6 protein-coding genes, 3 tRNA genes and 2 rRNA genes are annotated in these 13,663 nt (G+C 46.3%); 8 read left to right on the top strand and 3 right to left on the bottom strand.

The genetic code is table 11. The features are described from left to right. Positions 1 to 17 precede the first annotated feature (17 nt). The gene (locus HZB75_04375) at positions 18 to 596 is read right to left on the bottom strand and encodes a hypothetical protein (GenBank protein QQG50736.1); all 579 of its coding nucleotides are present in this window, start codon (positions 594 to 596) and stop codon (positions 18 to 20) included. Positions 597 to 620: 24 nt separating this feature from the next. Beyond that, complete coding sequence (locus tag HZB75_04370; protein QQG50735.1) at positions 621 to 2,216, bottom strand: isopeptide-forming domain-containing fimbrial protein; 1,596 nt, start codon at positions 2,214 to 2,216, stop codon at positions 621 to 623. 154 nt (positions 2,217 to 2,370) lie between these two features. Between HZB75_04370 and gyrB the strand changes: the two genes are divergently transcribed. The 4 genes from gyrB (at position 2,371) to HZB75_04350 (ending at position 8,958) form a co-directional block, all read left to right on the top strand. Beyond that, entirely contained in the window at positions 2,371 to 4,356 is a 1,986-nt protein-coding gene (gene gyrB / locus HZB75_04365) for a DNA topoisomerase (ATP-hydrolyzing) subunit B (GenBank protein QQG50734.1), read from the top strand. Between the two features lie 2 nt (positions 4,357 to 4,358). After that, a complete protein-coding gene (gene gyrA / locus HZB75_04360; GenBank protein QQG50733.1) occupies positions 4,359 to 6,866 on the top strand; it encodes a DNA gyrase subunit A in 2,508 nt (835 codons plus the stop codon). A 1-nt stretch (position 6,867) separates the two neighbouring features. Then, entirely contained in the window at positions 6,868 to 7,302 is a 435-nt protein-coding gene (locus tag HZB75_04355) for a divergent PAP2 family protein (GenBank protein ID QQG50732.1), read from the top strand. Between the two features lie 179 nt (positions 7,303 to 7,481). Further along, a 16S ribosomal RNA gene (locus tag HZB75_04350) occupies positions 7,482 to 8,958 on the top strand. Between the two features lie 225 nt (positions 8,959 to 9,183). Here the strand turns inward: HZB75_04350 and HZB75_04345 are convergent. Further along, complete coding sequence (locus HZB75_04345) at positions 9,184 to 9,420, bottom strand: hypothetical protein (protein ID QQG50731.1); 237 nt, start codon at positions 9,418 to 9,420, stop codon at positions 9,184 to 9,186. 65 nt (positions 9,421 to 9,485) lie between these two features. Here HZB75_04345 and HZB75_04340 point away from each other — a divergent pair. The 4 genes from HZB75_04340 (at position 9,486) to HZB75_04325 (ending at position 13,480) form a co-directional block, all read left to right on the top strand. Then, positions 9,486 to 9,562, top strand: a tRNA-Ala gene (locus HZB75_04340). 78 nt (positions 9,563 to 9,640) lie between these two features. Then, positions 9,641 to 9,717 (top strand) — tRNA-Val (locus tag HZB75_04335). Between the two features lie 40 nt (positions 9,718 to 9,757). Then, positions 9,758 to 9,834, top strand: a tRNA-Ile gene (locus HZB75_04330). Positions 9,835 to 10,234: 400 nt separating this feature from the next. Further along, positions 10,235 to 13,480, top strand: a 23S ribosomal RNA gene (locus HZB75_04325). The 16S and 23S rRNA genes sit together here with 3 tRNA genes alongside, the layout of an rRNA operon. Positions 13,481 to 13,663 lie beyond the last annotated feature (183 nt).

The raw sequence follows: 13,663 nt of genomic DNA, 5'->3' as shown, positions 1-13,663 counted from the left end.
TAAAAAAGAACGGGGCGCTATTTGCGTCCCGTTACCATAACCTTAAGGAAGTCATATCCGACTCCGATTATCCAGCCGACAATAAATGCACCAATTGTCTCAAATCCTGAGAGGACATACCCCATATTCCTGGCGACAATATAAACAGCAAGGGTGAGGATAAAAGCCAACACAGCTCCTGAGAGTATTGCGTTTGGACGGGCAACGGTTGCTGCTGCAGCCTCGCTTACTTTTTCTACTGTCTTGTTATGAATTACCTTACTGAAGGCACGGCTAGGGCCCGACATTTGGCCCTGTACTTCTCGCATTGTTGAGGTAAAGCTCGCTTCTCGCTCCTTCTTGCCAATAGGACCGTTTCGTCTTCGTTCAGCTGGAGAAGGTTGATGCTCCGAAGGGGACTCCTCCTTCTTTTCTTTGCTTAAAGCTTGCTCTAGGGCTTCGTGACGCGCCTCGTCGATATTCTCGTGCGACTGCTCGCCGGCCTTTTCGGCTAGGTTCTCTTGCAATTGTTCTCTTCGCTCTGCTGCTGCTTGCTCCAGAGCTTCAGAGTTTTTGCCGTGTTCGTGTCCGAAACTAATTTTTTCTCTGTCATTCATCTTATAACCAGTCCTGTTGTTATGTTAGATAGTACCCGCGTTGAGATCTCGTCGTATAAGGCGTACCTCTTTTTTGACCTGACGCGTTCGTGCGTAGAAGTAAACGACGACAGCGAGGACAACACCTGCGAATGTCATATTCTCGGTAGGTCCCGTTTTTGGAAGTTCGGAGACGACTTGCTCGACAACTTTTGGTGTTGGGCAAGGAAGGAGAATAGTTGTATTATTGCCGGCAAAATCGTTTACCATCCGACAGTTGTATGACTCTGGATTGCCAAGGCTCTGCGGTGTTGCAGGGATTGTTGATTTAACCTGAACGCTTACAATCTTGACGATCGAACTTCCGGGCTTGATCTCTACGGCAGGCCAAGTAATAGTACCAGCTCGCTCGACAGATACGTCTGCAGATTTTTTAAGGAGAGTGCCGCCACCCGTATCGATAAGGTCGGCGTACTCAAGAACATCAGCTAGATTATCTTCGATAGTGTACGAGCCTGTTGTTTTTCCGACATTTTTAACAGTGAGCCGATACTCAAGGCGATCCCCGGGCTTAGCTGATGTATTGTTTGCATCGTTAATGATTTTTGAAACATTCTTTACATTCTTGGTTAAATCAAAGTCGGAAGTACAATCTTTGTCTTTGTACCAGATTGTTTCGTCGTCTTCACAGGGTTTGCACTCTGGACTGCTTGCTGGAAAGTCGGGATTGATAATACAGCGTGGCTCAGGTGTAACAGTGAGTGATTTTTGACAGTTTGCGCCGGTTTTTTTGCCCGTACTTGTTGATACGGTTGTTTGAACAGTGTATTTTCCATCCTTGTTAAAGTCATGGGTGATTGAGTTTGTCTTTGCGGTGCTTGATACGCTCTTTGAGTAGACTGTTGAGCCTGCAGAATTTTTTACAACGTAGCTATATCCCGAAATTGTCGCACCATTCGATGTGCTTGCCGCTGCCTTAAAGGTGAACTTTGTTCGGGTGATTGGCGTAATTGTTAAGGCTGTACATTCCGATGCTGGTGGTGGGGGAGGTAGCGCTATATATGCTGGATTGCCACAGCCACTCATAATAGCAAACCATTTTCCGTCTACTGCGCGCTTACCGACCACGGCGGTATACATAGAGCCGTTTTTTGTCGTCCAAGATGTCGAATCGAATTTTGATAATTGACTAGAGTATACGGTTGTAGAAGTGCCTTCTACTTTGATTGGTGTTCGCTGGAACGAGTAAGTTGAGCGTCCTACGCTTTGAATCGTATTATTGAAATCACGAGAATTGAAGGTGGTCCATTTGCCGTTGGCGATGTCATTTCTTGTGATGCCAAATTGCTTATAGATTTGTTGTAGATCTTTATGACCTGCACTATCTTTGTTGCGGTCATAAATTGTCATAAGTTCATCTTTACTCTTAAAACCACCGTAAATAACATTATTACCGTTCGCGGCATTAGCAGATTCTGGTGGGGTGAAGACGGCAAAAGATTGCACAACAAGTGCAAGCGCAGTAAATATAAGACCCATACGTCGAGTAGCCTCTTCTTTTCGAAGGCGTTGGGCGTAAAAGCCGAGCTGGCCAACGAGTGCCGGGCTAAAGGGTAAATTTGAAACTATTTTTCTAAACATTAGTGTTTACCGTTTCTTTTTGTTTGTTTATCGCACCTCTTAGGTATAAGATTAGCATAAGAAATATGTTCAACGCAATAGCTTGAGTGAACACAATTTGTTCTGTATAATATAAGAAATGTAAATAGCTGAAATGTCTGAATAGTGAGGGAACATGGCCAAGCAAAAAGTAGATGACGGCTCGTACACGGGCTCGCAAATTCAAGTTCTAGAAGGACTTGAGCCGGTACGTAAGCGTCCGGGTATGTATATTGGTAGCACTGGCTACGACGGTGTACATCACCTTATAAAAGAAATTGCCGATAACTGTATTGACGAAGCGATTGCAGGATATGCAAGTCGCGTTGATGTAGTGCTTCTTGAAGACGGTGGGGTTCGCGTTACCGATGACGGTCGTGGTGTTCCTGTCGATAAAAACGAAAAAACGGGACTTAGCACGGTCGAAACAGTTTATACGGTGCTTCATGCTGGTGGTAAGTTCGGTGGCGGAGGCTATAAAGTTTCTTCGGGACTTCACGGTGTTGGATCGAGTGTTGTAAACGCACTGTCTACCAAGATGATCGTAGAAGTGGTGCGTGAAGGTCAGTTGCATCATATTGAATTTGCACAGGGCGTGACCACAATGCCACTTAAAAAACTTGGTAAAACAGATCGTCCAACGGGGACGACCGTAACGTTCTACCCGGATCCTACTATTTTTAAAGAGACAGTTACTTTTGATTACAAGTGGGTAGTTAATTATCTTCGACACCAAGCATATCTGACAAAAGGTATCTATGTGACCGTTCGAGATGAACGATCGAAGGAGCGTGCCGCTTTTTATTTTGAAGGTGGTATTCAAAGCTACGTAAAGCATCTTAATATTGGTAAAGATGTTGTTGATGATAGTGTTTTTTATGTCGAACGACAGATTGAAGACTCGATGGTGGAAATCGCTGTTCAGTACAACGACACGTTCGTAGAGACAATTAAGCCGTTTGCAAACAACGTCCTTACTCCCGATGGCGGAACTCACCTTATTGGTTTTCGTTCGGCGCTCACCCGCGTTATTAATGATTATGCGCGTAAGAGTGGTTTATTGAAGGAAAAAGAAGAGAACCTAACCGGAGATGATATTCGTGAAGGTCTTACGGCAATTATTCTTGTTAAGCTTCCAGATCCACAGTTTGAAGGTCAGACAAAGAACAAACTCGGCAACCCGGAAGTTCGTCGTTATGTAGAGCAGGTGATGAACGAGTACTTCTCGTACTACCTTGAAGAGAACCCTGCAGTTGCTAAGAAGATTGTTGGAAAATCCCTTCTTGCGGCACGTGCGCGTAAAGCGGCTCGTGCGGCTCGCGACAATGTTATCCGAAAGGGTGCACTCGATGGATTAAGTCTTCCGGGTAAGCTTGCCGACTGTTCAAGTAAGAACCCGGTCGATTCAGAGCTTTATATCGTAGAGGGTGACTCTGCTGGTGGTTCGGCTAAATCTGGTCGCGACAGTAAGACGCAGGCGATCCTTCCTCTAAGGGGTAAGGTGCTTAACGTTGAGCGAGCACGTCTCGATCGCATGCTAAATAACAACGAAATCGTGAGTCTCATTAAGGCTATGGGCGTTGGTATTAGTGATCAATTTGACGTTGCCGGTCTTCGCTATCACCGAATTATCATCATGACAGATGCCGATGTCGACGGTAGCCACATCTCAACGCTACTTCTAACATTCTTCTTCCGCTACATGAAAGAAGTTGTTGATGGTGGTCACATTTATCTTGCTAAACCTCCGCTATTCTTAGTTAAGGGCGGAAGCAATAAACGATGGTACGCTTATAGCGACGAAGAGCGTGACGAAATTATCGAGAAGCTGATCGCTGATCGTAAAGAGCGTGGTATAAATATCAACGTTGAAGATTCACTCCTGAAACAGGCCGGCGTGACAGATGTTCAGCGCTACAAGGGTCTTGGTGAAATGGATGCCGAGCAGCTTTGGGAGACTACAATGAATCCGGACAATCGCGTTCTTGTGCAAGTAAAGGTAGAGGACGCCGAGCGTGCCGATGCCATTTTCACAAAACTCATGGGTGATGAAGTGAGCCTACGTAAAAACTTCATTCAGTCCCGTGCTAAAGATGTTAACCTCGAGGAGTTGGATATTTAATTATGAATGATGACAAAAATACACCAATTGAAGGTGAAATTGTAGATTTGCCTCAAACCCACTCTAAGACGCTAGAGCATCGAACCGTTGAAGATGTGATGGAGGATAGTTTCCTTCGTTACTCCATGAGCGTCATTATTGATCGTGCACTACCTGATGTTCGTGACGGATTGAAGCCGGTGCATCGCCGTATTCTGTACACTATGGGCGAGCAAGGGTTGCGTCCGGGCGGTAAATTTGCGAAATCAGCGCGTATTGCCGGTGAAGTTATGGGTAAATATCACCCACACGGTGACTCATCGATCTACGACTCAATGGTGCGTCTTGCTCAGGACTGGGTAATGCGATACCCGCTTGTTAATGGACAGGGTAACTTCGGTTCGATGGATGGCGACCCAGCGGCCGCCAGTCGATACACCGAGGCTCGTCTTGGTCGTGCTGGTAATGAACTACTTACGGATCTCGACAAGGAGACGGTGGACTTCCGTGATAACTACGACGGCTCCGAACAGGAACCTTCAGTACTTCCGGCAAAGCTTCCAAACCTGCTTTTGAACGGTCAGGTTGGTATTGCTGTTGGTATGGCTACGAATATTCCGCCGCACAACCTCGGTGAATTGGTAGATGCGACTATCGAAATGATCGATAACCCTGAAGCGACCCTCGACGATCTTTTGAAGCATGTTAAGGGTCCTGATTTTCCAACAGGCGCAATCGTGTACGGGGGCACTCCTATGAAGCAGGCCTACCAAACGGGGCGTGGAAGCGTTATGGTGCGTGCAGTTACGAATATCGAGGAGACGAAAAAAGGCCGCAGCCAGATTATCGTGACCGAAATGCCTTATGCTGTAAATAAAGCAACGCTTATTGAAAAGATAGCTGAGCTTCACAAAGAGAAGAAAATCCAAATTGCTGACCTCCGTGATGAAAGTGCACGTGGCAAGGTTCGTGTTGTTATTGAGCTTAAGAAGGACGCTTATCCTAAGAAGGTTCTTAACCAGCTATTTAAGCTAACGGCGTTGCAAACGAGTTTTCATTACAACATGCTTGCGCTTATCGACGGTATTCAGCCGCGCGTCCTTGGTTTGCAGGAAATCTTGAGCGAGTTCGTTAAGCATCGCCAACATGTTGTTCGTCGTCGAACTGAATACGAACTACGCAAGGCGAAAGACCGCGCTCATATTCTCGAAGGCTACAAGATTGCCCTTGATCACATCGATGAGGTCATTCGTATCATTCGTGCAAGTAAAACAAGCGAAATTGCCGAAAAGAGTTTGATTGAGGCATTCAAGCTTTCAGAAATCCAGGCGAAATCAATCCTTGCCATGCAGCTGCGTCGCCTAACTGGACTTGAACGCGAAGCGATCGAGAATGAATTGGCGGAGCTCTTGAAGTTGATTGCTGAGCTAGAGGCAATTCTTGCCGACGAGAAGGAGATCCTTAATATTATTAAGGCCGAACTTCTAGAGATGAAAGAGAAGTATGGGGACGAGCGTCGTTCGCAGATGATTAATCATGAACTTGGTAAGTTTAGTGATGAGGAGCTTATTCCTGAAGAAGAGTCTGTTATATTGCTTACAACAGAAAACTACATTAAGCGTACGCTGGTGAGTGAGTACCGTCGTCAAAACAGGGGCGGTAAGGGTAAGCGAGGCATGACGACTAAGGAAGAAGATATTATCGACCAACTTGTTCCGGCAAGTACCCATGATTATCTTCTGTTCTTTACGAATAAGGGGCGCATATTCCGTCTTAAAGCGTACGAAGTGCCAGCAGCAAGCCTTCAGGCAAAGGGCGTAGCGGCGGTTAACCTCCTGCAGCTTCAGCCGGAAGAGAAGATCACTTCGATTATTCGTCACGCCAAAGACGCGAGTGATGAAGGATATCTCTTTATGGCGACAAGCAAGGGAACTGTAAAAAAGACGCCGTTGAAGGATTACGCTAATATCCGTACGAATGGCCTTATCGCCATTAAGCTCGATGATGGAGATGAGCTCCGTTGGATTAAGAAAACCACTGGTGAGAATGATGTAATTGTATCAACATCGGCTGGACAGGCAGTACGCTTTAATGAAACCGACGCGCGTCCAATGGGCCGTGCCGCCCGTGGTGTGCGTGGTGTTCGATTGCGACCGAACGACTGGGTTGTAGGAATGGATATTGTCGATGATGACGCTCACAGCCTTCTTGTTATTAGTCAAAATGGTTACGGTAAGATTACTAAGATTGCTAACTTCCCAAGTCACAAGCGTGGTGGCGTAGGCATTAAGGCTGCTGTTGTGACTGCAAAAACCGGTCCTATTATATCTGTGCGAACTATCGACCCCGAGGCAAGTGAGGTTCTTATGATCTCAAATAATGGACAGACGATCCGCGTAGGACTAAAGGATATTCCGACTCTTGGTCGAACGACGCAAGGTGTTCGTGTAATGCGATTAAGTGAGGGTGATGCGGTATCTTCTCTTGGGCTTATGCCTGAACAGCAGGTAGTTGAAGAGGACGAAGCCTAACATGGAGAAGATACTTTCACCCTACATTTTGGCGATAGTATGCGCTTGGATTATTGCGCAGGGTGCCAAGTATCTTCTTATGGTGATAAAACATCGCAGCTTTAGTCATCTTCGACAATTGTATCTTTCAGGTAATATGCCGAGCGCACATAGTGCGGCAGTCATGGCGCTATTGTCTGTTATTGCACTTCGAGAAGGGGTTGATACGGCCATCTTTGGCTTAGCTGCGCTGTTTTCAGCTATTGTTATGTATGATGCAATCATGGTTCGGCGTTCTTCGGGCGAGCAGGGCAAAGCTATTCAGGAGCTTATTAAAGAGCAGAAAAGTAGCGTTGCTTTGCCTCGTGCGGCAAAGGGACATACCCCTATGGAAGTGACCGTTGGAGCTCTTCTGGGACTCATTATCGGCGTAGTTGTGTTTTTAGCTACAAGATAATCTAAAATTACCCTTGACGCTACCGCAGTTCGTGGGGTATGCTGATTATCAGTCTGGTTGCCAAGGAAGGCAATAAACAACAGTGGAGTTGAACAGATAAAATGAACTTTGACAATTTAGTTGTGCAATATCATCGTCAGTCTATATTTTTATAGACGTATCTTGAGAAAGATACATCTTTTATGGAGAGTTTGATCCTGGCTCAGGATGAACGCTGGCGGAGTGCCTAATACATGCAAGTCGAGCGGCAGCACGAGTAGTTTACTACTTGGTGGCGAGCGGCGGACGGCTGAGTAACGCGTGGGAACGTGCCCCAAAGTGAGGAATAACTGCCCGAAAGGGTAGCTAATACCGCATATGATCTTCGGATTAAAGTATTTATTACGCTTTGGGAGCGGCCCGCGTCCGATTAGATAGTTGGTGAGGTAAAGGCTCACCAAGTCGACGATCGGTAACTGGTCTGAGAGGATGATCAGTCAGACTGGAACTGAGACACGGTCCAGACTCCTACGGGAGGCAGCAGTAAGGAATCTTCCACAATGGACGAAAGTCTGATGGAGCAACTCCGCGTGCAGGATGAAGGCCTTCGGGTCGTAAACTGCTTTTATGAGTGAAGAATATGACGGTAACTCATGAATAAGGGTCGGCTAACTACGTGCCAGCAGCCGCGGTCATACGTAGGACCCAAGCGTTATCCGGAGTGACTGGGCGTAAAGAGTTGCGTAGGTGGTTAGTAAAGTGAATAGTGAAATCTGGTGGCTCAACCATACAGACTATTATTCAAACTCACTAACTCGAGAATGGTAGAGGTAACTGGAATTTCTAGTGTAGGAGTGAAATCCGTAGATATTAGAAGGAACACCAATGGCGTAGGCAGGTTACTGGACCATTTCTGACACTGAGGCACGAAAGCGTGGGGAGCGAACCGGATTAGATACCCGGGTAGTCCACGCCGTAAACGATGGATACTAGCTGTTGGAGGTATCGACCCCTTCAGTAGCGAAGCTAACGCGTTAAGTATCCCGCCTGTGGAGTACGGTCGCAAGACTAAAACATAAAGGAATTGACGGGGACCCGCACAAGCGGTGGATCGTGTTCTTTAATTCGATGATAAACGAAGAACCTTACCAGGGTTTGACATCCTTGGAATTTCTGTGAAAGCAGAGAGTGCTTTATTGAGCCAAGTGACAGATGATGCATGGCCGTCGTCAGCTCGTGTCGTGAGATGTTTGGTTAAGTCCATTAACGAGCGCAACCCTTGTGAATAGTTGTATTTTTCTATTCAGACTGCCCCGGCAACGGGGAGGAAGGAGGGGATGAGGTCAGGTCTGTATTTCTCTTACACCCTGGGCTAGAAACACGATACAATGGTTAGTACAATGCGCAGCGAAGCCGCGAGGTGGAGCAAATCGCATCAAAGCTAATCTCAGTTCGGATAAGAGGCTGAAACTCGCCTCTTTGAAGTCGGAATCGCTAGTAATCGCAGGTCAGCAAACTGCGGTGAATACGTTCCCGGGTCTTGTACACACCGCCCGTCAAACCATGAAAGTCACCAACACCCGAAGTCCGATTCGTCGGCCTAAGGTGGGGGGGATGATTGGGGTTAAGTCGTAACAAGGTATCCGTACCGGAAGGTGCGGATGGATTACCTCCTTTCTAGGGAGAGTTATGCCAGTAGTACGAGTAATCTACTACTGAAGCTAGGTCGGTCTTTTTATTGTGTTGAACTTACACAATAATGCAGTTCTTTACTTGTAAGAACAAGACTAAGTTCAAAAAACACTATGTAGGCTTGACGATGATATGCACAACCAAATTGTTAAAACAAAAAATCTCCGAGAAATCGGAGATTTTTTGATGTCTATAGAAATGATAAAAGGTCTATAGGTTGGGGAAGAGTAGGCCAAAGAACCATACGAGTAGCATAGTGTGAAGGTTTACCATAACCACAAGACCGACGCCACAGGTAATAAACGCCCATAGTCTAAATCTGTCATAGCTGGCAACGCCACTACCGAGGTTATCGGCGATTACCTGGTACCATCTAACGAATGCGATACCCGCAGCTACGATTACAAGCCCGATAAAAAACGAGCCAATGCTAAATTCATATTCCATGTCTTAATTATACTCTTGCCACCAAAGTTAATCTACGGTAGAATATATAAAGTTCGCATACACGTGGGGGCATAGCTCAGTTGGCTAGAGCACCTGCTTTGCAAGCAGGGGGTCCAGGGTTCGAGTCCCTGTGCCTCCACCATATGGGGTGAACCAGGCGAAAGTCTGGGACACTCCACCAAGAAGCGAACGTACATTTCATTTTTATAAATTCATTTAGGGGCGCTTAGCTCAGTTGGCTAGAGCATCTCGTTTACACCGAGAGGGTCGGGGGTTCGAGCCCCTCAGCGCCCACCATGAATTTATTAGAAGGCAATTAAGCATTCACTGAACGTATGGGCGATTAGCTCAGCTGGTTAGAGCGCGTCACTGATAATGACGAGGTCGGAGGTTCAAGTCCCTCATCGCCCACCAGTTCAGGGAATGCTTTTTTGTTGCCTTAAAATAGCAGGGTGGCTCAAGGGAGTAAAAACAGATAAAAATAAGTATAAAATACCCTTGCAAAACTTTAAACCGTGGAGTATAGTTATTAACAGTTAAGCGAATGTTCAATTGAACCTCTGGCGATGTGTGAAAATAAAGCAAATCGTATGAGGTTTTCTTTATTGCAAAAAACACAATAGAAACCACTTTACAGCATGCGAGGCTAAGTGGTACGATGATGAAGCTTGAGTGCAGAAGAGGCGCAACCAGAGGTTGCGAGTAAATGTGCTCTCAAGTGTGAGGCCGCAAGTTTTTTGACAATTTGGTTAGTAAGAAAATAAGATTGACGGCAAGTATTTGGTATTTACCAATTACTAGTTAAGTCAATGCATAAAAAGGTACTCAAGGGCACACAATGGATGCCTAGACGTATATTACCGATGAAGGACGTGGAAGACTGCGAAAAGTCTCGGAGAGCTGTCAACAAGCTTTGATCCGGGAATATCCGAATGGGGAAACCCAATACGATTCATCTCGTATTACCTGTTCCTGAATATATAGGGAATTTGGAGGGAACCGACCGAACTGAAACATCTTAGTAGGTCGAGGAAGAGAAAATAAATAATGATTCCGGGAGTAGTGGCGAGCGAAACTGGAAGAGCCCAAACCTTACAAGTTTTCATCTGTTCGCAGATGAATAAGTTTATAGGCGAATACTTATAAGGGGTTGTGATATAACACGAGACCAAGTCAGAGAACTGAAATTTATTTCAGGTATCTGATTTGCGATAACAGGCTATTAACTGTTAGTAAGGTAAGAAATTTGCGTGGTTAGCAGAATAGTTTGAATGACTATCCAAAGAACGTGAAAGACGTGTACGCGAAAACGACGCTGACCTTATACGTGTTTTATCGAGTAGGGCGGGGCACGAGAAACCCTGTCTGAATCCGGCTGGACCACCAGCCAAGGCTAAATATAATATACGATCGATAGTGAACTAGTACAGCGATGGAAAGGTGAAAAGAACCCCTGGAGGGGAGTGAAATAGATCCTGAAATTGTGTGCCTACAAGGAGTCGGAGCTGGAATTTATTCTGGTGACGGCGTGCTTTTTGTAGAACGATCCAGCGAGTTAATTTCCAGTGCAAGGTTAAGTCAAGTGACGGAGCCACAGTGAAAGCGAGCCTGAATAGGGCGAATAAGTACTGGGAATTAGACCCGAAACCGGGTGACCTAACCATGGGCAGGCTGAAGCTACTGTAACAGGTAGTGAAGGGCCGAACCGTCGTACGCAGCAAAGTGCTCGGATGACCTGTGGTTAGAGGTGAAATGCCAATCGAACTCGGAGATAGCTGGTTCTCCTCGAAATAGCTTTAGGGCTAGCGTCAATTAATTAGCCAACGGGGGTAGAGCTCTGTAAAGGACTGGGGGGAGCAATCCTACCCACCCTTAACAAACTACGAATACCGTTGGTGGTACATTGGCAGTTAGAACGTCGGGGCTAAGCTCGGCGCTCGAAAGGGAAACAGCCCAGACCATCGTCTAAGGTCCCTAAATGTATACTCAGTGGGAAACAAGGTGAGATTTCTTAAACAGCTAGGATGTTGGCTTAGAAGCAGCCATTCATTTAAAGAGTGCGTAACAGCTCACTAGTCAAGAGATCTTGCGTGGAAAATGTAACGGGGCTAAAGTATACTACCGAAGACATGGATGTACGATTTATCGTACGTGGTAGAGGAGCGTTCCTATCTGCAGTGAAGCTCAACTGGAAAGTTGGGTGGAGCGTTAGGAAGTGAGAATGCTGGAATGAGTAACCATAAGACATGTGAGAATCATGTCGGCCGTAAGAGCAAGGTTTCCTGAGCCATGGTAATCATCTCAGGGTTAGTCGGGCCTAAGCCGAGGCGCATAGCGTAGGCGATGGACATCAGGTTAATATTCCTGAACCGGTTATAAATTGTACACTGTTCACGGTGAAGTAGTCGAAGCGGATTCATGGTATGTATCCGTCCAACCTAGCGGGAACGCAAAGGGAGTGAAAGTTAGTCTTCGGATTGACGATTTTGATCAAAGCACTGGCTAGAAAAGCAGATGTACGCGTGTTTATAGCCGCCCGTACCGCAAACCAACACAGGTGCTCGAGTCGAGTAGACTCAGGCTTACGAGAGAACCTTCGCTAAGGAACTCGGCAATACAGCGACCGTAACTTCGGGATAAGGTCTGCCCCCACATCTAACGATGTGAGCCGTGTTCAACTAACTTGGTGAAAGGTGGTTAAAAAACGCGATAGTAGCATCTAAAAGCAGCTACTGTCGTTAGTGAGTACGCTCGTTTCAGACCCATAATACGGTTTGAAACAATATGAGCGACAAATCCTTTTTTATGAACCACAATTTTTTACTGAGATAGACAAATCATGATTGATTTATGTCATTATAGCGAAAGTTATAATGATTCTTGAGCACGACCTCTCGCATCTTTGGATGTGGGGGCCGCAGCAAAAGAGCCCACGGAACTGTTTACCAAAAACACAGGTCTCTGCTAATTCGAAAGAAGATGTATAGGGGCTGACTCCTGCCCGGTGCCGGAAGGTTAAGGGGAGCGCTTTACGGTGCGAACTGAAGCCCCGGTGAACGGCGGCGGTAACTATAACCGTCCTAAGGTAGCGAAATTCCTTGTCAGGTAAGTTCTGACCCGCACGAATGGAGTAATCATGTGGGCACTGTCTCAGCGAAGGACTCGGTGAAAGTGCATTGGCGGTAAAGATGCCGTCTGTCCGTACCAGGACGAGAAGACCCCATGGAGCTTTACTACAGCTTTACATTGATCCGGGTTACAACATGTGTAGCATAGGTGGGAGCCTTTGAAGCAGATACGCTAGTATTTGTGGAGGCACAGGTGAAATACCACCCTTGTTGTGATCTTGATCTCACCGTTACCATTATCTGGTAACGGGACCGTGTATGGTGGGTAGTTTAACTGGGGCTGTTGCCTCCTAAAGAGTAGCGGAGGCGTTCAAAGGTTGGCTAACTTCGGATGGAAATCGAAGTGATAGTGTATGCGCATAAGCCAGCTTGACTGTGAGAAGTACATTTCAAGCAGAGACGAAAGTCGGAGCAAGTGAACCGCTTTACGTACTTTATGTACATGAATGTGGGATCGAAAGCGAAAACGGATAAAAGTTACCCTGGGGATAACAGGCTTATAGCGCCCAATAGTTCACATAGACGGCGCTGTTTGGCACCTCGATGTCGGCTCATCACATCCTGGAGGGGGAGCACCTTCCAAGGGTTCGGCTGTTCGCCGATTAAAGTGGTACGCGAGCTGGGTTCAGAACGTCGTGAGACAGTTCGGTTTATATCCGGTACGGACGTTAGGAAATTTGAGAAGATCTACCCCTAGTACGAGAGGACCGGGGCGGACGAACCTCTGGTGTATCGATTGTGGCCACCTGCCGCATTGTCGAGTAGCTATGTTCGGAATAGATAAGCGCTGAAAGCATATTAAGCGCGAAACTAACTTCAAGATTAGATTTCCCTATGAGGACACAGAAAGACTATCTGTTTGATAGGCGCAAGGTAGAAGTGCAGCAATGTATGGAGCTGAAGCGTACTAATAGTCCCATCGCCTTTTTATGTCCTTATCACCCTGTGTTAATGCTTGCATTAACCGAGGTGGTGAGGTAGACTTAACTAGTAATTGGTGATTATCACCAACGTCAGTTTTATAACTTACAAACCAAAATACCGTGTCCATTAGTTGGACATCGAAGCAAGGTTTAGACCCACTGATCTTTTTATATCAGCGCAAAGTGTCTTAA

It is taken from the genome of Candidatus Saccharibacteria bacterium (assembly GCA_016432585.1).
Lineage (GTDB): Bacteria > Patescibacteriota > Saccharimonadia > Saccharimonadales > Saccharimonadaceae.
The sequence above is the reverse complement of the archived record's forward strand: the minus strand, read 5'-3'. Positions and strand labels throughout refer to the sequence as shown.